The following is a 24,897-nucleotide window of genomic DNA, read 5'->3' as shown; positions in this document are numbered from 1 at the left end:
TTTTTATAAAAAAAGCTCAGCCACATTTTTTAATCCAGGTCGCGTTTGTGATAACCGCTGCGAGTTCATCCATGGCCGCATCTGCGCACACTGAGGAGGGTGTAGCCGGTGGTTTGCTAAGTGGTTTACTGCACCCCATATTTGGCTTGGACCATTTATTGGCCATGGTCGCGGTGGGTTTGTGGGGGGCTCAATTGGGAATGCCGGCGGTGTATTTATTGCCCATTGTGTTTCCTGTGGTGATGGCGGTGGGTGGCTTGTTAGGTTTGCTGGGCATGCCCTTACCATTTATTGAGGTGGGTATCGCTTTATCGGCTCTGGCATTGGGCGGCATGGTGGCTGGCAATATACGGCCTGGGCTATGGGTGGCGGGCTTGCTGGTTGGTTTGTTTGCCATATTTCACGGCCACGCCCACGGCACAGAAATGCCCAGTGCGGCCAACCCACTGGCCTATGGTGTGGGTTTTATAATCTCAACGGGCTTACTGCATCTTGCGGGCATTGCCACCGGTCTTTTAATTCGATGGCCCGCGGGAGCGTTGGCCATACGCTGCTGCGGCGCAGTGATTTCCGGGTTTGGTGTGTTTTTTCTAGCATCCATTGCCGGTATCGCGGGGTAGGGCCATGCTGCTGAATTTTCTCAGCCCGATGCAACTGGCTAAAGGGTCAACTAGCTTCAGTATCAATCGGTGGCTGCGCCCAATGATGGCTTTGGTGTTGTTATCCCAGCCCAGTTTTGCTCATGCCCATTTAGTATCCACCCGCTTTGGCGAATTCTACAGTGGTTTGTTGCACCCATTAACGTCCCTGGTGCACCTAGTGCCTTGGTTGGCTTTGGCGATTTTTTCTTTAATGCAAAGCAAGGCTTTTGCTCGTAAAAGCTTGCTGCTGTTCCCTCTGATGGTGGCTTTGGGGGTGATGGCAGGTATGGTCTCAGAATCGCAGTGGATTATAGAAGACGCGGTTTTACTACTCAATATTGCCTCTTTTATCGCTCTAGGAGCCTTGGTGGTTTACTCGCGGCCCATTGCGCCCTGGGCGGGGTTGGTATTAGTTGCCCTGTTTGCGCTGTGCCATGGCTACGCCAATGGCGATATCCAACTGCAGGATGGCAGCCCCTTGCTGTACGTGGCAGGCGTGACCACGGCGGCCTATTTGGTGGTAGTCCTGGTGGCCGGTGCTGCGGCGCTGGTTAACGATCAGCAACCCTGGGGGCGTATAGCTCTGCGTGCACTGGGCAGTTGGATACTGGCCGCCGGGCTGATTTATGGCGGGTTCGAAAGCTTTGGTGTCGTCGGTGCTTAGCGCTCCCGCCGCCGTGGTGACAACACCCGTCAGTCGACATGGCTGGCTATTGCACGCGGCTGTGTTGTTATCCGGCTTTGCCGGGCTGGGTTATCAAATGGCCTGGACGCGAATGCTGTCGGTGTCGCTCGGCCATGAATTCACGGCGGTGCTAGCGGTGGTGGCGGCGTTTTTTGTTGGTTTGGCATTGGGTGGCTTGTTACTCAATGCTCGGCTACGTAACACTCAGTCGCCACTCACGTGGTATTTGGTGTTGGAAGTCGTTATCGGTGCTTGGGCGCTGATGCTGATATTTACCATGCCGCATTACAATCAATGGACGGCGCAGTTAATTGGTAGCCAACCCGATCCGCTGTGGCATTGGTTGGTGGCGTTTACTGCGACCTTGCTGGTGTTATTACCGGCCACCTTCGCCATGGGGGCGACTCTGCCCGCCGCTTTGCAATTGGCCAAAACCATTGGCCAAACCGGCCCTCGTGTTGCCGGTTTGTATGCCATAAACACCGCAGGGGCTTGTGTCGGCACCTTGCTGGCAACCTATTATTTACTGCCCAGTCTTGGCCTCAACCGAACACTAATCTTGTTTGCGGCGATCAATTTCGGTATCGCTGCGTTGTTGAGTATTAGTTTGCGTGGTGCGGTCAATAAAAACGCGGCGAGCCTTAATGAGCATACCGAATCCGAAACACCAACCGGCGCGGCCAAGCCAGTGCTTCCATTGCTATTTTTCACCGGCTTTTTAGGATTGGGTTACGAGATTTTGGTGGTCAGGGTACTGGCGCAAATTCTCGAAGGTACGGTATACAGCTTTGCTGCGATTTTATCGCTATATTTGATGGGCACAGCCATCGGTGCAGCGCTTTATCAGCGTTCGCAGCGGGCCGGCCCCATTGCCTTACAAAATCGCTTCGCCCCCTACGCAGTTGACCGTTTTCTGCTGGCGGCGGTTGCTTTGGCATGTTTGTTAGGCAGTGGCTTGTTGTCGCAATCGCAGTGGCTGTACGACGTTGTATTGACTTCGTTAGGGCCTAGTAATTGGTCCGCAATGTTGGCTGAGTTGAGTGTCGCCAGCATGGTTTTTTTAATCCCAACGCTTTGCATGGGGGCGCTGTTCAGTCATTTGGCTCAGCGTGCCAGTGGCAACTGTGGATTAGGGCTAGCCATGGGAGTGAATACCCTGGGCGCGGCGGGAGCGCCGGTGCTTCTGGGAGTGGTGTTATTACCTAAAGTGGGTGCCTTAACTGCATTGGTGATGGTTGCAGCAGGTTATGGTGTGCTTACTTGGCTGCTGCCTAGGCGTAGGTTTACCTGGCGCTACAATCTACCGGTTGCTCTGGGTGCGCTGGTATTGTTTGTGTTAGTGGCGCCATTGCGATTTGTGGCGGCACCGGCGGGCAGTCAGTTGCTGCAATACCAAGAGGGCGTTATCGCTGCGGTGGCGGTGGTGGAGGAGCCAGACCAATCGCGCCATTTAAAGGTCAATAACCGCTTCACCATGGGTGGAACTGCCAGCCGATTTTCCGATCATCGGCAGACGCATTTGCCCTTGCTGTGGCAAGGTGGTAATGCCGAGCAGGTTTTGTATCTTGGGTTGGGCACGGGGATTACCTTTCAAGCAGCCCAGTATTACCCCAAACTTAGGGTCACCGCGGTAGAGTTGATTCCGGAAATGATTTCGCTGATGCCGTATTTCGGGGTGGATGCTGCGGGCGACCATTGGCCAAACCGGCCGAGATTGTTAGCCGCCGATGCGCGCCGATTTGTGGTCGCTGACACCAACCACTACGACGTCATTATTGCCGAGGTTTTTCATCCATCCCGGGATGGTGCAGGCTCTCTCTACACGGTGGAGCATTTTAACGCTGTACGACAGCGTCTAGCGCCAGGTGGCGTTTTTTGCCAATGGTTACCGCTGTTTCAGCTGGACTTATCAACCTTGCGCAGTATCACGGGCAGTTTTTTAGCGGTCTTCCCAAACGCGCAGATGCACCTTGCCCATTACAGTTTGCAACAGCCACTGCTGTGCCTGCTGGGCGGCGATGGGCTAAAGGGCTTTGGTGAGGATTGGCTGCAAGAGCGTGTGCATAACCGCGCCTTGCAACAGCAACTGGTGCAGTCGCGGTTGAATTCGGATTTCGCACTGTTAGGTGGGTTTATAGCCGGGCCCGAAGGGCTACGCAGTTTCAGCCAAGGCGTGCCGCTTAATACGGATGACTTTCCTTGGGTGGTGTACCAAGCGCCAAGTTTTGTCTACGGCCAGCCAGAGCCCCCCGCCCAGCGCTTGTTAGCGTTGGTAGAACAGCTGTCTGCTCAGCGTGGAACTCTGCTTGCCAGTGAACAGCGCGGCAGCGTGTTTGATCAACGCCTACAGGCGTATTGGCAAGCCCGAGATCACTTTCTTGCTGCCGGTGTTGGTGCTAACCCTGATGTTGGTATAAAAGAGATGATTGCCCAAACCCGCGGCCCATTGCTGGAAGCGGTGGCTCTGTCGCCGGACTTTTTGCCCGCCTACGATCCCGTTTTGCAAATGGCCCAAGCGGTTTACAACCAAGACCCGCTGCTAGCCAGAGAATTGCTATTGGCGCTGGATAAAGCCAACCCAACCTTACCTGATGCTAGAGAATTATTGGCTAGAATGTTTCCGCCAAAATTTGGCAGCTTGGGGGCTGAGCCACGGGCCAACTGATAATCAATTTTGGCGTTTTAGCGCAACCCTTTTAGCGCATCCCTTTTAACGCAACCCTTCCACGCCTTCCTGGCCGGGACGAATTAGAAACATCGTTACACTGGCGCGCACATGGTCACCAGCAGCTGGCTTGACTGCGCTGATCATATGGGGATTGCCGGTTTTCATCACCACCAACCGGTTGGGTTTCGGCATTACGTAATAGCCCATGCCCGCCTCCATTAAAGCAGCGTTAACTTCCCGATTATCCAAATGACCGGAAAGCTGCACCTGTCCTCGGCCGATAACCTCTTTGGGGGCTATCATTGATGGGCCATGGGATGCTGGTATTTTCAGAGCCGAGGGATGGGCGATGTACAGCTCGCCGCCCCATTGTATGTTCCATTCCGGGTGAGCGTAGTAGGTACAAGAGCCGGTGACCACCGATGGGGTGTCGCGATGCCAATAGAGGCTACTGCCACGCTCATATAAACGCGGTGCCATGGCCATGGTCCGCCACTCTTTGCCTTCACTGCCAACCAGCCTTCGGTAGAGTTCTGAGGCTTGGCAGAACGTTTGCGCCAATAAATCCAAAGCGGTGCCTGTAGGGTAGGCGAAGGCGCCCTCGTTATTGGCGGCAACCTCCTGGGCAATCTTGCCGTAGTAGACGTCTGGCCCCCGAAACACGCGGCCGTCGTCCAAGCGCCAGGCGCCGTGTAGACCTCGCAGATCGTTTGGAAAAAATGGTGCAACCTGGAACCATCGCCACATTTGTTCGAAGTCGGAGGCTGCTAAAAAATTGTCGATGACCAAGGCTTGGTCACTTTCAAATACAAGGTGCACACCAATACCCAGTTAGGAAGAGTGGTTAAAATTGACTTGGTAATCCCAGCTTTTCAACCGATCCGGTAAGGCATTTAGTGCAATGCTGATGCGGGGTTGGTTGCCTTGGTTTGGGGGCACCGCATGCTGCATATAACTGGGGAAAAATACAACATCGCCGCGGTTGAGTTGTTCAGGAACCCAGCGTTCAGCATTAAACGGGGTAGTGGCACTTTCGGCGTGGGTGTTGCTGAAAATAAACTGATTGCCACTGCTGGGCTTGTGAAAAACAATCCGTGCCGATGGGTGTACGTCGGTGAGATAAATAACAGCAGAAATCATGCTATTGGCGTGGGAATGTAATAGCTGTGCTGCGCCGGTAACCGATTCATTCATCCACATTTCTTTTACTGTCCAGTGCAGGTTTTCGCCAAACATTAAGAAACCAAAATCTCGCAGGTAATCTTGTAATCGGTGGGATAAATCACCCAGTTCGGCAATGTCATCAGTGTTTAGTGGTTGGGTGTGGGTCAGTAAGTCGGTTTTGGCGTTGGCTACCGTGGCGCCGTTACCTAGCTGTGTTTGCAGGGTATCCAATTCCTGTGGGCTAAAGATCTTTTCAACCCGCATCACAGGTGTGGGGAAGAGGTTTTCGATGTGCATTTGTGTCATGGCGGTAGGCGTCTTTGAATCTTGACGAATAGTCTCTAAAAGGTTGAGTTTTTAGAGGGGCATTGAGCGAAAACCATAGTCAGTGGATGTGACATTTTTATGAAGGTGGTATTGTTAGGCGGCAAATCTACCAACCACGGCGAGCTGCGAAAAGACTTTTTCGCGCTAAATTGATTTAGGTAAATAAAAGAGCATCTCTAAGTATTCACCCGCTGTTTAACCCAGTATTTTATTATCTCAGAATCTAATAATGTAAGCAGTCACCGGCATTGGGGGGTTGGCTATGAAGGGTTGCTACACATCCTATCACTCCATCACCCACATCGTGGGCGACTTGGTGCGCGTAGCCATGCCAGAGCCAGGAGCTGCGCCTGCTGTGCGTTTGGCTGATTTAGCGTTGATTGACCAAGACAATGGCAGTCGTTTGGCCCAAGTTACGGAGATAAACGGGCCCCAAGTGACCCTGCAGGTGTTCGACGGTACCAAGGGCCTGGCCACCGATGCCAGTGTGCGGTTTCTCAACCAGCCAATGATGGTGACTGCCAGCGACAATGTCCTGGGCCGCATTTTTAATGGTAAAGGCGAGGCCATTGATAGTGGGCCGGACCTATCTTTCGACAAAAAAATTCCTTTGGCGGGTCCCACGGTAAACCCTATGCATCGGGTGCTGGCATCGAAAATGATTCGCACCAACGTGCCCATGATCGATGTTTTTAATTGTTTGGTTGAGAGTCAAAAAATTCCCATTTTTTCTGTGTCTGGCGAACCTCACAATGCGCTTCTGGCCCGCATAGGCATTCAGGCCGATGCGGATCTGGTGGTGTTCGGAGGGTTAGGTTTAGGCTTTGACGACTACCACTTCTTTCGGCAGTCGTTTCTTTCCGCAGGCCTTGCAGCGCGCACGGTGATGTTTGTTAACCAAGCGTCGGATTCCATTGTCGAACGGTTACTGGTACCGGATTTAGCCCTAGCTGTGGCTGAATTTTTTGCCGTAGAAGAGGGTAAGCGGGTACTGGTGTTGCTAACGGATATGACCGCCTTTGCTGACGCACTAAAGGAGGTGGGGGTGGCCAATGAGCGAGTGCCCTCAAACCGGGGCTACACCGGAGACTTGTATTCGCAGCTGGCTCGTCGCTATGAAAAAGCCTGTGACTACGCCCAAGGTGGGTCGTTAACCATCCTGTCGGTGACCACCATGCCTGGTCACGATGTTACCCACCCGGTACCCGATAACACGGGCTACATCACCGAAGGACAGTTTTACTTGCATGACGGCAAGTTAGACCCCTTTGGGTCGCTGTCTCGCTTAAAGCAGCAAGTAGCGGGTAAGCAAACCCGGCGCGACCACAGCCCCATTATGAACACCATGATTCGTTTCTATTCTGAATCCAAGGCCGCCGAGCAGAAAAGTGCCATGGCCTTTGACTTGACGGAGTATGACCAACAATTACTCAAGTTTGGTCAGTTGTTTGAACGACGCTTTATGGGCTTGGATATCAGTATGCCCTTAGAAGACGCTTTAGATTTGTGTTGGCAGACGTTGGCGGAGTGTTTTAAGCCAGAACAGTTGTTAATGAAGCAGGCGTTAGTCGATCAATATTTTCCAAAGCAACAGTTGGCCAGCTAGCCATGGCTCGATTACTGCTATCGAAACATACGTTGGCCAGCGAGCGTAAAAAACTGATGGCTTACCAGCGCTTTTTACCTGCGCTGGATTTAAAGCGTCAGCAATTACGCCAAGCTCAAAAGCAATGCCAAATTGAGTACGATGCGCTGTGCCGTGAACTGGAAGAAGTGATGGCCACTGTAAAAAATCAATTGCCCATGCTGTCGGCGCTGCGGTTTTCTATCTCTGATCTAGTATCTGTTGGGCAGGTGAGCGTTGAGAGCCGCAGCCAAATGGGCGTTATTTTACCCCACGTAGTTGAATACGGTGCTACGGTAATACCCCGCCCCCCCATGGTAAATGCGCCCTGGTTAGGTTATTTACAGCAGCAATTATTGACCGCTATACAGCTACGTGTGGCGCTAAAGGTTAAAAAACAACAGCTCGTCTTATTACGCGCCGCGGTGGTTAAGACTACCCAGCGTGTTAACCTGTTTGATAATGTATTGATTCCACGCACCAGTAGCAATATTAAACGCATACAAGTCTATCTGGGGGATCGAGAGCGCGAGGCGGTGGTTGCTGCCAAAATAGCTAAACGCCGCCGGGCACTTCCAGACCCGATGCCGTGAGCCTGTTAGCAATTACTAATAGCCTAGGGCTAAGCGCTAAATGAAACGCTCTGTGACACATAGCGAAATGGATTCAGTCCAATGAGAAACGTGCAATGAGTATAGTTCCGCTGGTCAAGGTGACTGTAGCCGCTTCCAGCCGCGATCAGTCTCGGGTGCTAAAAACCTTGCAGCACTACGGCCAATGTCACTTAATTGCCGACGATAAGGCCTCGTCTGGGGCTTCGCAAACTGCCAGGGATGCAGACGGAAAATTAGCCCTAAAGTTTTTAAAGGGCGGCGCACAACAGCGCCGCCGGTTAAATCACTTTGCGCAGTTTGATTTTCAACAAACCGTTGCTGCGGCTTTAGCGGTAAAGCAGCAACTGCGAGAATGCGAACAACAATTAGAGAAAGTTCGTCAACGAATAGAGCTGGTAAGACCTTGGGGCGACTTCGACTTTCCCCCAAGACAAACTATTGGTCACTATCGGTTTTGGTTTTACTTGTTGCCAATGTCTAAGCGCCGAGCGTTGACCGAGTTAACTTTGCCTTGGCAAATAGTGGGGCGTAGCAATACCAAACTGTACGTTGTAGTGATTAGTCAGCACGAACCGTCACCGACATTGCTTCCCGTAACTCGCCAGCATCTGGGGGCAAAGCCCTTAAGTCAATTATTGCAAGAACAAGACACGTTAGAGCAGAAGTTAGATGAACTCTACCATCAACGTTATCTGCTGACTCGTTTTATTGGTTTAATTGAGAAGCACATGATCGTCGCTGATAACCGTACTTTTGCTAACTACGCACGCAGCCTATGTAGAGTGTCTGGCGGTTTTTTTACGCTTCAAATTTGGCTGCCAAAAAAACGTGTGGCCGAATTTGAAACCCTAGCGGCTCATAATCGGTTTGCCTTTACCGCCCGTACTGCAAATGCAGAGGATTTACCCCCAACCCTATTGGCGCCCAATAAATGGTTTAAATCAGGTGCTTTGCTGGCTGGCGTTTATCAACTGCCCAGTTATCATGCTTGGGACCCGTCGGCGCACTTGTATTTATTCTTTTCACTTTTTTTTGCCATGATATTGTCCGATGCTGGCTATGCGCTTCTTCTAGGAGGTGTTCTCGGGTGTTATTGGCGCCGCCTAGAGCACAGTGCTTTGGGCCGGGATCTGCGTTGGCTGGCCGCCGTAATGGTGATAACGGCTTTGGCCTGGGGCATTTTGGTGGGCAGCTATTTTGGCGTTTCGCCCGGCAATGGTTGGCTGAGCCACTTGCATCTATTGGATTTAGACAACTACCAAATCATGATGCAACTTTCTGTTTTTATTGGTGTGTTGCATATTGTGGTGGCTAATTTCAGCGCATTAAAGGGTGAAATTGCTCCCAGGTCTAAGTGGCTTAGCAAAGCTGGCTGGAGCGCTATGGCGCTGGGGGGATTTTTTTGGTGGCTGTTTGCTGGCCTTTCGCACACCGTCTTTGCCAATGAATTATGGCCAGTATGGTGCGCTCAAGGCCTGCTGGCCCTGGGCTTTGTTGCGGTTGGGGTCGGCTCGGTTTGGCGCAGTTTAAACGATAATCAAGGTTGGTGGCGTAGCCTCGCTAATGGGTTTTTACCACTGTTGAACAGCTCCAAATTGTTTGGCGATACCCTCAGTTACATGCGGTTGTTTGCCCTGGGCTTGGCCAGCGCATCCTTGGCTGTCACATTTAACCAATTGGCCATGCACAATATCCATCAAGGTGGTTTGGCTCTGGCCGGAGGCTTGTTGATATTGCTGTTTGGTCATTCGGTAAATTTATTGTTAGCGATTATGGCTGGGGTGGTGCACGGATTGCGACTCAATTTTATCGAATTCTATAACTGGGGAGAGCCGGGCGAGGGCTACCCGTTTGTACCTTTTTCTTGCAGGGACCTGTCCTATGAATGACGTGCTTTTGGGTTTAGCTTGGTTGGGCGTGTTTGCGCCGGTTGCGTTGGGAGCAGTGGGTAGTGTGATTGGCTGCGCCCTGGGTGGCCAGGCTGCGCTGGGTGCAATGTTGGATACCGAAGCTGGCTACGGGCGTTTTATCGGTATATCAGTGTTGCCTTCCACCTTTGTGATCTATGGCATCGTGTTAATGTTTGCTTTCCAAGCCCAAGCTCGGCCAGAAACAGGCGTCGCCCTGGCCGCTATCGGCAGTTTGGCGGGAGTGGCGTTTCTGTTGACTGCCAGTTGGCAAGGGCGACTCTGTGTGGCGGCAATTAACTCTGTGAAAGAAAAACCAGAACTGTTCGGGTTGTCTATCACGCCTATCGCCATCGTCGAGGGTTTCGGTGTGTTTGTATTTATTTTTGCTCTGGTGTTGTCCGGCTCCTTAGTGACGGGTGGTGGTGCAGCACTATGAATAAAAATTCCGAGCAAATTGCCTTTGGTATCGATGAATTAGTGGCTAAGTTGCAATCTGAAGGGGTTGAGGCGGCGGAGAAAAAGTCCCGGCAAATATTGGCGGCAGCGGAGCATGAGGCGCAACAAACACTGGCGCAGGCAAAAAAGCAAAGTGAGCAGTTGATTCAGCAAGCCAGAGACAACATCCAACGTGAGCGCCAAGCCGCGCAGGAAGATCTACAGACTTGTTACCGGGATATGGTGTTGGATATTAAAAACCATCTGCTTACCCGCTTTACGGACGATGTTAAACGATTGGTTCATCAAACGGTGCAATCTGACGATGTCGTTCAGCAATTGGTTATAGCTGCCGCCGGAAAAATTATCGATCAGGCAAACCTCGGAAATCTTCAAGCGTTAAAAATTACGCTGCCCGATAAAATTATGCAGCTTGAGGATATTATCAACGACCCGGAGCTGGGTGGAAGTGGCGAGTTGGCCGATTTTGTTTTTTCACAACAGCACAAAATCCTGCGAGAAGGTGTAACTTTCACCCGTGGCGATGCCGAGTTGGCGGGCATTAAAATCGAAATCAAGGACGACAAGGTATCGGTGGATGTTACCGATGAAGCCATCGCAGATATGTTGTTGACTTATTTGAACCCGCGCTTTCGTGCTTTGTTGGATGGCATTATTCGTTGAATTTAGATCCGGGAAAAGACACCGTTTTATCCCAGCCAGCCTATGAATATACTCATTTACTGGCGAGTTTGCCGCGCATGCCATTGACGCTGCAAACGGCCTGTTCTCCGGTTTCCGAAATTACTTTGCGTAAACGTTTGTCGGCTATAAACGCGATAGACCAAGCTAGATTGGCGCAATTACGACTGTTAGTCGATTGGCAGAGCATTGTGAGTGAGAAAGATAAGCACAGTCAGCTTGCTGTATTATCAAGTCTGGTTCAACGTGTTGCTTGTGGGGGATTAAACCTATTCATTACCCAGGTGATTGATCTGCGGGCGCTGGTGGCAGCACTGGTGGCTCGGAGCCAAGGGAACACACTTGCTGGTGACTGGACACCCAGCCAATTACGGGGAGTAATTCACCAGCACTGGCAGGAGCCAACCTTTGGCCTAGGTCGTCGTTACGGCTGGTTGGAAAAAGCCCAACAATTTATCCTAAACCAACAGTTTTATTCGTTAGAACAATTAATGATGCAGCAAATTTGGCGTGGGCTTAGTCGCTTGGCCAATGGTTTGCAGTACGATTTTACTGCTTTAGCCGTTTATTATCTGCAGTGGTGCATTATCGACCGTTGGCGCAGCTACCAAGCCGATGCCGCAATGGTGGTATTCGAATCGATCCTAGACGCTCTGCCAGAACCAGAGTTATCCGACGTTTCTTGAGGCCGGTTAATCGAGGGCCATTAATAAAGTATGAGGTTTTGTTAGATGAGCAGCAATATTGAAGTCAAACGATTAAGATTTTGGTCCAACGCTGTGTTTGCCTGTTTTATTAGCCTTCTGCTAACCCAGGCTGCTCTGGCCGGTGACGCTAAAACGGCGGAGCCCGTCAAGGTAAAGGTATTGATCGGCGCTATGTTCGAGATTGGTCAGATGCAAGGAGACAAAGCCGGGGAGTTCCAGTATTGGTATCAACGCTATTTTGCTAATAGTGAACCTATGTCAGTGGTCGGCGCCAGCAACCCCATCTATTGTAATGCAGAGGCTGTTTGTGGCGCGGTGTTGGGTATGGGCAAGGTTGCTTCCAGTAGTAACATGTTGGCCATTTTACTCGACCAGCGATTTGATTTTAGCCAAAGCTACTTTCTTATCACAGGCGTTGCGGGTATTCCGCCTTCAGTGGGTACGATTGGGGATGTTAGTTGGGCCTCTTGGTTGGTGGATTATGATCTTGGGCACCGTTGGTCGCCAGAAGAAGAGCCGGCTGTGTCACCGGCGTTTAAACCCAGGGCAGGCTACGAGTCTTTACGCTCTTTCCCTTTAAACCAAAACTTGGTAGACAAAGTCTATGGCAAAACGCAATCTGTTGCGTTGCAGACGTCTCCCTCGGCCGAGCGATACAAGCGAAGATACAGCCAGCCGCAAGCTCGCCGTAAGCCGCGTTTACTGATGGGTACCCACATCACCGGAGATACGTTTTTTCATGGCCCGGGTTTGTCTCGCGAGGCGCAGTACATCACCGAGTTATACGACGCACCGCCCTACACAATGACAGAAATGGAAGCCGCCGCCATTGCGCAGGTGATAAACCGATTGCACGGCACACAGCGTTTGTTGAGTTTACGCGGTGCGGTGAATTTTGATCAAGGTAGCGCTAGCGAATCCACGCTACAACATTTAGATCCGGCTCCGGGCAATACGGCGGGTGGATTTGATATCACGTTGCAAAATATTGTTGCCGTGGGCGGGCATTTGGTCGATGACATAGTTGCCCACTGGTCGCAGTGGCGCAAAGCTGAGCAATAATGTTGTTTTATTGAAGAGGTCCGAGCGGTGATGAGCCAAGTTGAAGGGAAGTCTGAACGTGATACCCCAGCCCAAAACACGGCAGTGATCAGTGCCCGGGTGGTCGCTGTGCAGGATGATTTGGTCACCATCGAAAGTATTGAACTTGCCGGTGGTGGCTTTTTACCTTTGTCAAAAAACGAAGTCATTCATATCCTACCCACCCGTTTGGCGGCTAACCAGCGGCAGGAATATTTAAAAGCCGAAATATTACGCATCGACGGCAAGCGAGCCGACGCCCAGGTGTATGAAAGCACGGTGGGCGTGGGGGTGGGAGACCCAGTAACCCAGACCAAGGCTATGCTGTCGGTGGATTTGGGGCCAGGCCTATTAGGCAATGTTTATGATGGTTTGCAAAATCCATTGGCCGAACTTGGCAAGCGTATGGGTTTATTTTTACCGCGAGGTATGGATATCAATGCTCTGCCTGACAACCGCAAGTGGTTATTTAAACCGAGGGTAAAAGCGGGCGAGACGGTAAACCCTGGTGAGGTGTTGGGAACCGTGGCCGAAGGGCGCTTCGAGCATCACATTTTCGTGCCCTTTGATGTTGCCAAAACTTGTAGCGTGAGTTGGGTTCAGGAAGGCAGTTTTTGCGTTGATGATACTGTGTTGGAGCTCAATGCTGGCGCCGGTCAGCGACGCCCGGTAAGCCTGCGTCAGCGCTGGCCTATTCGGCTTTCCTTAACCAAACATTTAATTCAGCAGGGTTGCGCCGAGCGGCATTATCCTGTCCAACCGTTAACCACTACAATCCGCCTGATCGATACATTTTTCCCCATTGCTAAAGGCGGAACGGGTTGTATCCCAGGGCCGTTTGGGGCGGGTAAAACCATTTTGCAAGGCTTAATTTCCCGCTACTCGGACGTCGATATCGTCATTGTTGTCGCCTGCGGCGAGCGAGCCGGGGAGGTGGTGGAAACCATTAAAGAATTCCCCTCCTTACCAGATCCTAAAACAGGCGGTACTTTAATGGACCGCACCATTATAGTCTGTAATACCTCTTCCATGCCGGTGGCCGCTCGTGAAGCCTCTATTTATACCGGTATCACACTGGCCGAGTATTACCAGCTGATGGGTTACGATGTGCTTTTAATTGCCGACTCCACCTCCCGCTGGGCCCAAGCCATGCGAGAAACCTCTGGTCGTTTGGAAGAAATTCCCGGTGAGGAAGCCTTTCCGGCATATTTGGATTCCGCCATTAAAGGCATTTATGAACGCGCTGGCGTGGTACAGCGACGGGGGCAAGAGCGGGCTGGCTCCCTAACTATGATTGGAACCGTGTCACCGGCAGGGGGGAATTTTGAAGAACCTGTCACTCAGTCTACCTTGGGCACGGTAAAGACCTTTTTAGGTTTATCTTCGGAGCGAGCGTTCCAACGGTTTTACCCCGCGGTGGACCCGTTACAGTCTTGGTCGCGCTATTACGAGCAGCTTTCCCCCTGGTATCAACAACATATGGCTGGCGATTGGCAGCAGCGTGTTGAAGCGCTGCGAAGTTTATTGCAGGCAGGGGAGCATATTACCAATATGATGAAGGTCACCGGTGAAGAAGGGGTGAGCTTGGAAGACTTTGTCATTTTTTTACAAGCTCAAATGGTGGACCGGGTATATTTGCAGCAGGATGCATTCGATGACATAGACGTTAGCGTGCCATTGGCTCGGCAGTTGGATTTGCTGTCTCTATTAGAGCAAGCTCTGGCCGCGCCGGTAAATTCTGACGATAAAAATGACATTCAGCAAATTTATGTGCGCCTGACCGGCTACTTTAAAAATTTGAATTACAGTGCGTGGAAAGGTGCGCAATACAATCATTACTTGCAGCTTATTACCGATGAAATCAATTGCGTTGAGATCCAATAAGCTGAGTTTATATAAAATATTATCGAAGTACCTATTTATAGCTGACCTACAAAACGGTCGTGGAGCCGCTTTGTGTTGAGAACCCGCTTGGTAGGCAGCGCTGCTTGCCGACATTGCGGCAATTTTGTCTGCCGGTTGACTCTATTTGCCGCGCGATCTTTGCTTGTACTGTGTGGGGCAGTAGCCGCGCAGGATACCCTCCGGCCTGAGTTTTAGGTGTTTGGTTTTTCTGTTGGTTACGCGCTTGCGCCAAGCTCTAAAGCTGGCTGGCTTTAAGTTCCCGCGCATAATCTTAATAACCTCGGCCTCACAAAAGCCGTAGTTGGCCAAAATAGCCTCAAACGGTGTTCGATCTTCCCATGCCATTTCAATAACTCTAGAGATCATGACATCTTCCGTACTTCTCTCCGGCATCTTGTCCTCGGGTGTTTGAGTTTGCATTTAATGTTGGTGATACGCAGCGCAGATCTATCCGGCTTAGCTGGGCGCCAACCCATCGACAGACATCCTGTTCCTATCCTGTTTCTTAGCATTCGCGCTGCAAGCAGCTTTTTAACAGGCCGCAGACGAGCCTTGAGTCTGGTCTTCACATTGTGGTTTAGCGATTGGCGCGTTTATTTTTGCGCTATCACAAAAATGAGGGCCATTGTGCCGTGAAGAAGATCTGGCGTGGTTATAGACGACGCTTGGTTATAAAAACCACAGATTAGGAAAATCTTAAATTGTAAAGATATTGCAATTTGGTTTATAAACGCACCGGCTCTAGGCCCGTATCTGGTAAAATGACCGGTTTGTATGTCCTGGTGGACCGGTTGGACGACCCAGGTTTATAACGATACATGCATTGCACAACGCACACAGAGGAGTGCCTATGAAAGTTGGAATACTGGCAGGTGGATTGGGAACCCGGTTGGCGGAAGAAACCGACACCAAACCCAAGCCCATGGTGGAGATCGGTGGATATCCCATTCTGTGGCACATCATGATGTTGTATTCCAAGTTCGGGCATAACGATTTCGCCATCGCACTTGGTTACAAGGGTGAGATTATCAAGCGCTGGATGCGTGATTTCTCCTTCCTACACGGCAGTTTGACGGTGAACACCGGCAGCGGCGAGGTCAAGAGCTACGATACGCCCGCCATGGATTGGTCCGTGGATTTGGTGGAAACCGGCGCCAATACCAACACCGGAGGCAGAATCAAGCGTCTTAAGCCTTGGATGGGCAACGAGACCTTTATGCTTACCTGGGGCGACGGCGTAGCCGACATCGACTTGGATGACTTACTGCGATTCCATCGCTCCCATGGCCGTTTGGCTACCATGACTGCGGTGCGCCCCCCAGCCCGCTTTGGCCACATAGAATTGGACGGTGACCAAATCACTCGCTTCGATGAAAAGCCGCAAACCAGCGAAGGTTGGATCAACGGGGCCTTCTTCGTGTTGGAGCCCGAAATCTTTGACTATATCGACGGTGACGATACCCAATGGGAGAAAAAACCCATGGAAAACCTGGCCAAAGATGGCCAGCTGATGGCCTATCGTCACGAATCGTTTTGGCAGTGCATGGATACCATGCGAGATAAAAAGCTATTAGAACGTTTGTGGGATTCTGGCGAAGCCCCCTGGAAGACCTGGAGTTAAAGCAATGAAGGTGTTGTTAACCGGCCACAACGGCTATATCGGCAGCGTACTCACGCCCATGCTTAAGGCCCACGGCCACGAGGTAGTGGGGCTAGACACCAATTACTTTAAGCGCTGTCTGTTTGTCGGCGAATTAACTGAAGTCCCAGGGTTTGATACCGATGTGCGAACCCTGGACGGGGTGGAGCTGGAAGGCTTCGATGCGGTTATTCACCTGGCGGGCCTCTCCAACGACCCACTGGGTGACTACCGTCCAACGCTCACCGAAGAAATCAATCAGCAAGCCTCCGTAGCCCTGGCCAAGCGCGCTAAAGCCGCCGGTGTACCGCGGTTTCTGTTTGCCTCTTCGTGCAGTAACTATGGCGCGGCCGGCGCCGACTTTCTGGATGAACAGGCCAGCTTTAACCCAGTGACGCCCTATGGTGTATCCAAGGTCAACGTTGAAAAGGCGCTCAATCAGCTGGCCGATGACAGCTTTTCACCAACCTACCTGCGCGCTTCAACCGCCTACGGTGTGTCTCCGCTATTGCGCTTTGACCTGGTCATCAACAATCTCACCGCCTGGGCCATTACCACCGGGCGGGTATTTATCAAAAGTGACGGTACACCCTGGCGACCTATGGTGCATGTGGAAGATATCGCTTGTGCGTATATTGCTGTGCTGGAAGCGCAACGCTCGGTGGTTCACAACCAGGCGTTTAATGTTGGTGTTACCACAGAAAACTACCAGGTACGTGAGCTGGCGGATATCGTGCAAGACATAGTGCCGGGCTGCAAAGTGGAATACGCCCCCGATGCTGGCCCAGACCCACGTTGCTACCGCGTTGATTGCAATAAAATCGCCCGCACCCTACACGGCTTTAAGCCCCAGTGGACGGTGGAGCGGGGCATCGAGCAGCTGTATCAGGCCTACCGCGACGTGGGCCTAACGCTGGAGGAGTTTGAAGGCGAGCGTTACAAGCGCATCGCGCATATTAAGCACTTGGTAGAAGATGGCTTGCTGGACGACCATCTGCATTGGCGCTAACGAAAGGATCAAACATGGAATCAATTAAAAGCTGTCGCTCCTGCGCCAGCAGTAAACTGACGCAAATTTTAGATCTGGGTGTAACCCCCCTGGCCGATGCCTTGGTAAAACCCGAGAACCTCGATAAGCCGGAAGGCACCTACCCACTGAGCGTGGTGTACTGCGAGCAGTGCACGTTGATTCAAATCCGCGAAACGGTACCCCCGGATGTTCTGTTTTGCCAGGATTACCCTTATTACTCGTCGTTCTCTGAAGCGCTGTTAAAACACTCCGCCGCCAACGTTGCTGAAATCATTGCGCGGCGTAAATTGGGCCCCCAGCACTTGGTGGTTGAAATCGCCAGCAACGACGGCTATTTACTGAAAAACTACCACGCCGCAGGCATTCCAGTGTTGGGCATAGACCCGGCCTCCGGACCGGCACAGCGGGCCATGGACATTGGCGTTGATACCCTGGTGGATTTCTTTACACCGGCGCTGGCGCAATCCTTGGCCGATGAAGGCAAACAAGCGGATGTGATCCACGCCAACAATGTTTTGGCCCATGTGGCAGACACCAATGGCATTGTGAGCGCGTTGGCTACCTTGGTAAAAGACGACGGCGAAATTGTGATCGAAGTGCCCTACGTGAAGGATCTCATTGAGCACGTAGAGTTCGATACCATCTACCACGAGCATTTGTGTTACTTCTCGGGTATTGCCCTGGATAAGCTGTTCCGTCGCCATGGGTTATACCTGAATGACGTACGTCGGCTGTCCATTCACGGTGGGTCACTGCGGTTATTTTTGGGTAAGCAAGAAGCTGTGCAAGATTCCGTAAAAGAACTGTTGGCTCAAGAGCGCGCCGTGGGTATGGATACCAGTACCTACTACGAAGATTTTGCCCAGCGCGTGGATCAGCTCAAGCACGATCTACTGGCCTTGCTGCAAAAATTAAAAAGCGAAGGCAAGAGCATTGCCGCCTACGGTGCCGCCGCTAAAGGCGCCACTATGATCAACTACGTGGGCGTGGGCGCCGAGCTGGTAGACTTTGTGGTAGATCGCAACAGCTATAAGCAAGGGTTGCATATGCCGGGGCAGCTTCTGCCTATTTTTGCGCCCGAGAAGTTGCTCGAATCTATGCCAGACTACCTGCTGATTTTAGCGTGGAATTTTGCCGATGAAATTCGCGCCCAGCAATCTCAGTACGCCGAGCGTGGTGGTAAATTTATTGTGCCGGTGCCCAAACCCGCCATCCTCTAGTCAAACAAATTACGTGTGTAAGCCTCATGAGTGTTGCCTTAGCAAATAGCCCGGTGGTGTGCTTAAACTGCCATGCCGGTGAAATGGAAATTTTTCATCGCGCAGAAAATGTCCCTGTAAACAGCTGTATTTTACTCGATTCGAAACAGGCGGCCCAAAGTTATCCCAAAGGCCGAATAGAGCTCGGTTATTGCCGCCATTGCGGTTTTATTTCCAATACCACGTTTAACCCTAAGTTGACGGAATACTCCGGCCGGTACGAGGAGACCCAAGGGTTTTCTGGTACTTTTCAAAAGTTTCATCACAAACTGGCTGAGCGCTTAATTGAAAAACACAACCTGCATGAAAAAGACATCATCGAAATTGGTTGTGGTAAAGGCGAATTTTTAGCCTTGCTGTGCAGCCTGGGAGAAAATCGCGGTACTGGGTTTGACCCGGGTGTTGACGTGCAGCGGCTGGCGGATTCGCCGGTGGCCGAGCGCACGCAATTTATTGCCGATTTCTACTCAGAAAAATACGCCAATCACAATGCCGATTTTTACGTCTGTAAAATGACATTGGAGCACATTCACCCAACCGGAGACTTCATCGCCACCGTACGCCGAGCTATTGGCGACCGCGCTGGCACCACGGTGTTTTTCCAGATTCCCGAGTCCACCCGAATTCTGCGTGAAATAGCCTTCGAGGATATTTACTACGAGCACTGCTCTTACTTTACGCCAGAATCCTTACGCTATTTATTTGAGCAAAATGGCTTCGCAGTGGACGATGTGGCCACCGAGTATGCAGACCAATATCTAACCATCGAAGCCTACGCGATTAGCGATACCGACGCTGCGCCTGTAACGGATACTGATTTATCAGCATTAACGGATTTGGTCGCTACCTTCCCTGAGCGCTTTCAAGCCAAGCAGCAGGAATGGCAAAGCCGCTTGAACGATTACGCGTCCCAGGGCAAAAAAGTGATTTTGTGGGGTGGCGGTTCTAAGGCCGTGGCGTTTTTGTCTGACTTTGATACCAACGCCACCGTGGAGTATGTGGTAGACATTAACCCCTATCGCCAAGGCCATTTTTTACCTGGCTCGGGAATACCCATTGCTGGCCCAGAGTTTTTAACAGATTATAAGCCCGACGTGGTAGTGATTATGAACGCAGTATACTGCGACGAAATCAGCGCCGATTTAACCCGCTTAGGTTTAGCGCCAACCATTATTGCGTTGTAAAATACGTAAAACTGCATTACCTGGAGGGTAAACCATTGGGCTCTTGGGATCTGATCAGGTCACAGCAACCGGCGCGTTCTATTATAGTTAGTCAGCGGGCCAGCCGGCCGTTAACTTGGTTGTGTTTGGGCTACGAATTTGAAGACTTAATGGCCCAGCTGGAGCCGGCGGATATAGCCAGTGTGAAACCTGCACCAGGTGCGCAACTTGCCCGTCTTGGTACTAAGCTCGTGGAGCGCTACTCCCAAGGTAAGTACACCTTAACCCCATCTTTCCGGGCCGGCGGTGCTCAATACGAGTTGGCCTTTGTTCACTGTGGCATTGTGGCTGATCTACTGACCATGGGGCGTCAGCGAGATTTTAGCAACATTGCAAAAATTTCGGTGTGTTACATCAGTGAACTGTGGGCTAGTCAATTGCCGTTAAAGACTGAGTTTTTACACCGTTTGCAATGCTTCGATGCAGTGTTTATTGGCTGCGCTGGGCCGGTGGAAGAGTTAAGCAAACAGATTGGCCGCCCATGTTACTATCTGCCGCCTGCGGTTGATGCTTTGGCCTCTTGCCCGTATCCAGACTTAGCTGGGCGGTGCATCGACTTTTTGAGTGTGGGCAGAAGACCGGAGCAAATACACAGAAGCTTGTTGGCTCATTCTCAAACGGATCAACTTTTTTTCTATCTGCGAGATACCGTCCGTGGGCTGGCTAAGGCGGAGGTGGTCACAACCCAGGATCACCGCCAACAATTGCTTAGTTTTCTCAAACGATCTAAGTATTTTCTAGCTAATCGGCCAAAGTTCGACCAGCCATTGGGGGCCAACGACCACGAAGTGGGTTACCGCTTTTTTGAAGGTGCTGCCGCCGGTTGCGTGATGATTGGCGATGCCCCGCGCAATCAGGCCTTCGATGCGCTGTTTGGCTGGCCCGATGTGGTGATTCCCAACCCAGAAGATCCGAGTAAAATCATTGATCTCTACCGCGAACTAGAGTCAGACCCAGAGCGAGTGGCACGGATTCGCCAGCGTAATGTGGTGGAATCCCTGCGTCGTCACGATTGGGCCTACCGCTGGCAAACCCTGTTAGATACCGTGGGCCTGGCGCCTACCGACGCACTCACCCAGCGGCTAGAACAACTTGCCAGCTTGGCTGACAGCGTGGAGCAACAAGGCTAAGCTTGTAGAGTAAAGCCTATTTTGCTTGAGGTGTTGTTTGCGTTTGTTGAGGTCTGCCTGCTTGCTGCTGGTCGCGTGCCAGCTTATGTCCTGTGCTGTTTTTGCTTGTGTCAGGCCCGAGTCTGAGACCTTCGGCCAGGTTGCCGTAAGCCAGGTTGTGGGTATTTACGATGGCGATTCCATTACCGTGACCATCGATGCTTGGCCAGGGGTGATCGGCCAAGCCATTGGTGTACGGGTGGCCGGTATCGATACGCCAGAAATTCGCGCCCAGTGCCCCCAAGAGAAAAAACGCGCGCTGGCGGCGAGGCTGTTCACCCGCAGGGCTGTTACCCAAGCCAACTCGGTTACCTTAATGAATATCAAGCGCGATAAGTACTTTCGGTTGCTGGCGGATGTCTGTGTGGATGACCGTAGCCTGGGCGCGTTGCTGGTGGCCCAAGGCCTGGCGGTGCGCTACCAGGGGGGAAAGAAGATCAGTTGGTGCCCGTAGGTAGGATCTTCTGCTGTATTGCAACCCATGCGCGCACATTTCTATACCTTCATTGAATTTTTTTGAAATTAACTTGTCCCATCTTATAACCGACTATTTTCGGCACCTTCAGTTATTTGTTCACGTCGTTTGACCTACAAGTATTTTGAATTTTCCTTTGGACTAGGCCAATTGAACGCTTCCAAAATCAACACACCTCGATCTCAGACAGTACTTCAGTCCGCGTCTACGCCGGGCGCGCTGATGGCCGTTATGTGGCTGATGCTAGGTTTGTTGTGGCTGAGTTTACATCTTGTGTTGGTACAACACGGGTTGGTGTTTGATACCGGAGACGCCGTTCAGTTATTACACGGTGTGGATGGATACGAGGCTTTTGTACTGATGGGGCTTTCGCTCTTGTTAGTGGCTGATATCCTTTTTTTAAAGCATTTCTTGGTCTTTTTCGATTTCCTTAAATCTCTTGTTGCTCGGTTCCGTTTGCTGCTCCAGCGCAGGCCGGTGCAATTGACGAAATATTCTCTCCCTCGCAGTGCTCATCTAAGCCGGGCTCCCCCACAGGTTTCTTAATCTCTGTTTCTATTTGAGTGATTCCGCACAGCGGAAAACTCAAGTCTCAATGGGCGTACTTTCGTTCCCCGGGTTTCTCGGGATAGATCCGCTGCGCCCAGAACTTTGTTTCACGTTTCTAAAAGGATGCAACGTGTTGCTACGATCTTGGAAGCTGCTTGCGCTCCTGGGAGCCTGCTTATTGCTGGCCAGTTGCGGCGGTATTTTAGACCCGAAGGGCCAGGTGGCCAGCCACGAGAAAACGCTGATTCTCGTGGCTACCGGCCTAATGCTCATAGTGGTGTTGCCGGTTATCTTTATGACCATTTATTTCGCCTGGCGCTATCGGGCTAGCCGATCAAACGAAGTTTACGATCCAAAGTGGTCCCGCTCCCACGCCATTGAAGCCGTTATTTGGCTTATTCCCCTGGTCATCATCTTGGTGTTGGGCACCATCACATGGCGCTCCACCCATGTGTTGGATCCTTACAAACCACTTGATGATGAGCAGCCTCCCCTAGTTATTGAGGTGGTATCACTCAATTGGAAATGGTTGTTTATCTACCCAGAGCAGGGCATCGCCACCGTCAACGAATTGGTATTCCCCGCGCATCAGCATTTGCAATTTAAGCTGACTTCGGAGTCAACCATGAACTCCTTTTTTATTCCCCAGTTGGGTAGCCAAATTTATTGCATGGCGGGTATGGAAACCAAATTACATCTGGTGGCTGACGAGCCCGGCGAATTCCAAGGTTTCTCTGCCAATTACAGTGGTGCCGGTTTCTCTGGTATGAAATTTATCGCCATGGCCACCAGCCCTGAGGCCTTTGCTGATTGGGTGGATGAGGTTAAGTCGGCGCCGAACTCCCTAGGCCAACGCCAATATCAGCAGCTGGCGGAACCCAGTGAAGCTCATGCCATTGAATATTTTGCCCAAGTAGAAAAAGGGCTATTTCAGCAAGTGATGCATAAATATATGAAGAATTACAACAGTTGGAAAAGCAAATCTGGTGACCACGCGCAAGGGCAACATTCGTCTCCCCACGCTGCCCATCAATCCGGTTCAGCATCGGCCAGTGCTAAGGAGTCGTAGGTAATACCATGTCGATATTAGGAAAATTATCTTGGGATGCAATCCCATATCACGAACCCATCGTTATGGGCACGCTCTTGATGGTCGCGGTGGTGGGAATCGCCATCGCTGTGGCCGTCACTCGTTACCGTAAATGGGGCGTGCTGTGGCGCGATTGGTTTACCTCGGTGGATCACAAACGCTTGGGGGTAATGTACATAGTGCTGGCCTTGGTGATGTTGGTGCGTGGTTTTTCCGATGCCATTATGATGCGCACCCAACTGGCTTTAGCCACCGGCGGCGCTGAGGGATATTTACCGCCGGAGCACTACGATCAGATCTTCTCGGCCCACGGTGTGATCATGATTATTTTTATGGCCATGCCATTTATGATCGGGTTAATGAACATCGTTCTGCCTTTGCAAATTGGTGCACGGGATGTGGCTTTCCCGTTTTTAAATAACCTCAGCTTTTGGCTCACCGCCGGCGGTGCGGTATTAATTAATCTCTCTTTGGCGGTGGGTGAATTTGCACGCACCGGCTGGATGGCCTATCCGCCCTTATCTGAGCTGACGTTTAGCCCCGGAGTGGGGGTGGACTATTACATCTGGGCATTGCAGATATCGGGCATAGGAACACTCCTAACCGGGGTTAACTTTTTGGTCACGGTAATTAAAATGCGCACGCCCGGAATGAAATTAATGCAGATGCCCATTTTTACCTGGACCTGCACCTGGGCCAACATTTTAATCGTAGCCTCGTTTCCCATTCTAACCGGCGTGCTGGGTTTGCTAACCCTAGATCGCTACTTGGATTTTCATTTTTTCACCAACGATGGTGGCGGCAACGCCATGATGTACATCAACCTGTTTTGGGCTTGGGGTCACCCCGAGGTGTATATTTTAATCCTGCCGGCGTTTGGTATTTTCTCTGAGGTGATTTCTACCTTTACCGCCAAGCGCTTATTTGGCTATACCTCCATGGTTTGGGCCAGTGGTGCCATTGCGGTGTTAGGGTTTATGGTGTGGTTACACCACTTTTTTACCATGGGCTCCGGTGCCAACGTTAACGCGTTTTTTGGTGTGATGACCATGGTGATTGCGGTGCCCACAGGCGTAAAATTATTTAACTGGCTATTTACCATGTATCGCGGCCGTTTACAGATTACCGTGCCGGTATTGTGGACCCTGGGTTTTATGGTGACCTTCACCATCGGCGGTATGACTGGAGTCCTACTGGCCGTGCCAGGGGCAGATTTTGTGCTGCACAACAGCCTGTTTTTGATTGCGCATTTCCACAACACCATCATCGGCGGCGCGGTATTTGGTTACCTGGCTGGGTTTTCGTTTTGGTTTTCGAAATCCATGGGCTTTCATCTTAATGAGCGCTTGGGCAAAGCGTCGTTTTGGTGTTGGCAGGTGGGTTTCTACGTGGCCTTTATGCCGTTATACGTGTTGGGCTTTTTAGGTATGACACGGCGCTTAAACCATACCGATAACCCGGATTGGAATCTGTGGCTGTACATCGCTTGTGCCGGCGCATTCATTATTATGATTGGTATTGTTTTACAGTTTGTTCAACTCTACGTCGCCTTCCGCGATAGAGAGAAAAACCGCGATACCACCGGTGACCCTTGGAACGGCCATACCTTGGAGTGGTCCACGGCGTCGCCACCGCAATTCTATAACTTTGCTCGCCTGCCCGATGTGCACGACATCGATGCCTTTACCGAGGCAAAAGAGCAGGGCTTGGCCTACCAGCAGGTGGCTGAATATCAGCCCATTCACATGCCCAAAAATACCACCGCTGGCGTATTGATTGCGGGTTCGCTGACGGTGTTTGGCTTTGCCGCCGTATGGCACATTGTGTGGTTGGCGGTAGTGGGTTTAATCGCCGCCTTTGGCTTTTTTATTCACCGTGCCTACGACGATGATGTGGATTATTACGTGCAACCAGACCAGGTAGCGGAGATTGAAAGCCAGCATCTAGCGGCGGTTAAGGAGGCTGCGCTATGAATACTATGAACACCGCAATCGCCGGGGT

Annotated in this window: 23 protein-coding genes; 20 read left to right on the top strand and 3 right to left on the bottom strand. The window is 51.4% G+C overall.

Going from position 1 to position 24,897, the window contains the following annotated elements:
- Positions 1-71 precede the first annotated feature (71 nt).
- Genes ACGHM3_RS19785 through ACGHM3_RS19775 form a run of 3 tightly spaced genes read left to right on the top strand, consistent with a single transcriptional unit; the run spans position 72 to position 3,991 of the window.
- Positions 72-620: a HupE/UreJ family protein gene (locus ACGHM3_RS19785; RefSeq protein WP_345423666.1), complete on the top strand. Its 549-nt coding sequence runs from the start codon at positions 72-74 to the stop codon at positions 618-620.
- Positions 621-624: 4 nt separating this feature from the next.
- A complete protein-coding gene (locus ACGHM3_RS19780) occupies positions 625-1,305 on the top strand; it encodes a HupE/UreJ family protein (protein WP_345423669.1) in 681 nt (226 codons plus the stop codon).
- Complete coding sequence (locus ACGHM3_RS19775; protein ID WP_345423672.1) at positions 1,268-3,991, top strand: fused MFS/spermidine synthase; 2,724 nt, start codon at positions 1,268-1,270, stop codon at positions 3,989-3,991. The genes ACGHM3_RS19780 and ACGHM3_RS19775 overlap by 38 nt, the downstream gene beginning before the upstream one ends.
- 45 nt (positions 3,992-4,036) lie before the next feature.
- Here ACGHM3_RS19775 and ACGHM3_RS19770 read toward each other — a convergent pair whose 3' ends face one another.
- Entirely contained in the window at positions 4,037-4,813 is a 777-nt protein-coding gene (locus tag ACGHM3_RS19770) for a hypothetical protein (protein ID WP_345423675.1), read from the bottom strand.
- 12 nt (positions 4,814-4,825) lie between these two features.
- Positions 4,826-5,464 (bottom strand): putative 2OG-Fe(II) oxygenase, encoded by a 639-nt coding sequence (locus ACGHM3_RS19765; protein ID WP_345423678.1) that lies wholly within the window; start codon positions 5,462-5,464, stop codon positions 4,826-4,828.
- 283 nt (positions 5,465-5,747) lie between these two features.
- On the opposite strand from ACGHM3_RS19765, the gene ACGHM3_RS19760 reads away from it, so the two are divergent.
- From ACGHM3_RS19760 to ACGHM3_RS19725, 8 genes are all read left to right on the top strand, one after another.
- A complete protein-coding gene (locus tag ACGHM3_RS19760; RefSeq protein WP_345423681.1) occupies positions 5,748-7,091 on the top strand; it encodes a V-type ATP synthase subunit B in 1,344 nt (447 codons plus the stop codon).
- 2 nt (positions 7,092-7,093) lie between these two features.
- Complete coding sequence (locus tag ACGHM3_RS19755; protein WP_345423684.1) at positions 7,094-7,702, top strand: V-type ATP synthase subunit D; 609 nt, start codon at positions 7,094-7,096, stop codon at positions 7,700-7,702.
- A 95-nt stretch (positions 7,703-7,797) separates the two neighbouring features.
- Positions 7,798-9,612 (top strand): hypothetical protein, encoded by a 1,815-nt coding sequence (locus tag ACGHM3_RS19750; protein WP_345423687.1) that lies wholly within the window; start codon positions 7,798-7,800, stop codon positions 9,610-9,612.
- Positions 9,605-10,069, top strand: a complete 465-nt coding sequence (locus ACGHM3_RS19745) for an ATP synthase subunit C (protein ID WP_345423690.1) — start codon at positions 9,605-9,607, stop codon at positions 10,067-10,069. Before ACGHM3_RS19750 ends, ACGHM3_RS19745 begins: the two co-directional genes overlap by 8 nt.
- Entirely contained in the window at positions 10,066-10,752 is a 687-nt protein-coding gene (locus tag ACGHM3_RS19740; RefSeq protein ID WP_345423693.1) for a hypothetical protein, read from the top strand. Before ACGHM3_RS19745 ends, ACGHM3_RS19740 begins: the two co-directional genes overlap by 4 nt.
- Positions 10,749-11,456: a hypothetical protein gene (locus ACGHM3_RS19735; RefSeq protein ID WP_345423696.1), complete on the top strand. Its 708-nt coding sequence runs from the start codon at positions 10,749-10,751 to the stop codon at positions 11,454-11,456. The genes ACGHM3_RS19740 and ACGHM3_RS19735 overlap by 4 nt, the downstream gene beginning before the upstream one ends.
- A gap of 45 nt (positions 11,457-11,501) precedes the next feature.
- Positions 11,502-12,539, top strand: coding sequence for a purine nucleoside permease (locus tag ACGHM3_RS19730; RefSeq protein WP_345423699.1), 1,038 nt, complete (start codon positions 11,502-11,504; stop codon positions 12,537-12,539).
- A gap of 30 nt (positions 12,540-12,569) precedes the next feature.
- On the top strand, positions 12,570-14,441 hold the full coding sequence (locus ACGHM3_RS19725) for a V-type ATP synthase subunit A (RefSeq protein ID WP_345423702.1): 1,872 nt from the start codon (positions 12,570-12,572) through the stop codon (positions 14,439-14,441).
- Between the two features lie 141 nt (positions 14,442-14,582).
- Here ACGHM3_RS19725 and ACGHM3_RS19720 read toward each other — a convergent pair whose 3' ends face one another.
- Positions 14,583-14,828 carry a TIGR03643 family protein gene (locus tag ACGHM3_RS19720; protein ID WP_345423705.1) on the bottom strand — a complete coding sequence of 82 codons (246 nt, stop codon included), beginning with the start codon at positions 14,826-14,828 and terminating at the stop codon, positions 14,583-14,585.
- A gap of 484 nt (positions 14,829-15,312) precedes the next feature.
- Between ACGHM3_RS19720 and rfbF the strand changes: the two genes are divergently transcribed.
- The 9 genes from rfbF to cyoB all read left to right on the top strand — a co-directional run bounded on the left by rfbF (position 15,313) and on the right by cyoB (position 24,869).
- Positions 15,313-16,083: a glucose-1-phosphate cytidylyltransferase gene (rfbF, locus tag ACGHM3_RS19715; protein ID WP_345423708.1), complete on the top strand. Its 771-nt coding sequence runs from the start codon at positions 15,313-15,315 to the stop codon at positions 16,081-16,083.
- Positions 16,084-16,087: 4 nt separating this feature from the next.
- Entirely contained in the window at positions 16,088-17,110 is a 1,023-nt protein-coding gene (locus tag ACGHM3_RS19710) for an NAD(P)-dependent oxidoreductase (protein WP_345423711.1), read from the top strand.
- Between the two features lie 14 nt (positions 17,111-17,124).
- The gene (locus ACGHM3_RS19705; protein ID WP_345423714.1) at positions 17,125-18,351 is read left to right on the top strand and encodes a class I SAM-dependent methyltransferase; all 1,227 of its coding nucleotides are present in this window, start codon (positions 17,125-17,127) and stop codon (positions 18,349-18,351) included.
- A 26-nt stretch (positions 18,352-18,377) separates the two neighbouring features.
- Positions 18,378-19,574 carry a class I SAM-dependent methyltransferase gene (locus ACGHM3_RS19700; protein ID WP_345423717.1) on the top strand — a complete coding sequence of 399 codons (1,197 nt, stop codon included), beginning with the start codon at positions 18,378-18,380 and terminating at the stop codon, positions 19,572-19,574.
- 149 nt (positions 19,575-19,723) lie between these two features.
- A complete protein-coding gene (locus ACGHM3_RS19695; RefSeq protein WP_345423719.1) occupies positions 19,724-20,743 on the top strand; it encodes a glycosyltransferase in 1,020 nt (339 codons plus the stop codon).
- A gap of 85 nt (positions 20,744-20,828) precedes the next feature.
- Positions 20,829-21,236, top strand: coding sequence for a thermonuclease family protein (locus ACGHM3_RS19690; protein ID WP_345423722.1), 408 nt, complete (start codon positions 20,829-20,831; stop codon positions 21,234-21,236).
- 171 nt (positions 21,237-21,407) lie between these two features.
- Complete coding sequence (locus tag ACGHM3_RS19685) at positions 21,408-21,803, top strand: hypothetical protein (RefSeq protein ID WP_345423727.1); 396 nt, start codon at positions 21,408-21,410, stop codon at positions 21,801-21,803.
- A 133-nt stretch (positions 21,804-21,936) separates the two neighbouring features.
- Positions 21,937-22,875, top strand: coding sequence for a ubiquinol oxidase subunit II (cyoA, locus tag ACGHM3_RS19680; protein WP_345423730.1), 939 nt, complete (start codon positions 21,937-21,939; stop codon positions 22,873-22,875).
- Between the two features lie 8 nt (positions 22,876-22,883).
- Positions 22,884-24,869, top strand: a complete 1,986-nt coding sequence (cyoB, locus tag ACGHM3_RS19675; protein ID WP_345423733.1) for a cytochrome o ubiquinol oxidase subunit I — start codon at positions 22,884-22,886, stop codon at positions 24,867-24,869.
- Positions 24,870-24,897 lie beyond the last annotated feature (28 nt).

This window comes from Halioxenophilus aromaticivorans (assembly GCF_042850945.1).
Lineage (GTDB): Bacteria > Pseudomonadota > Gammaproteobacteria > Pseudomonadales > Cellvibrionaceae > Halioxenophilus > Halioxenophilus aromaticivorans.
This window is presented reverse-complemented; position numbering and strand designations above follow the sequence as displayed.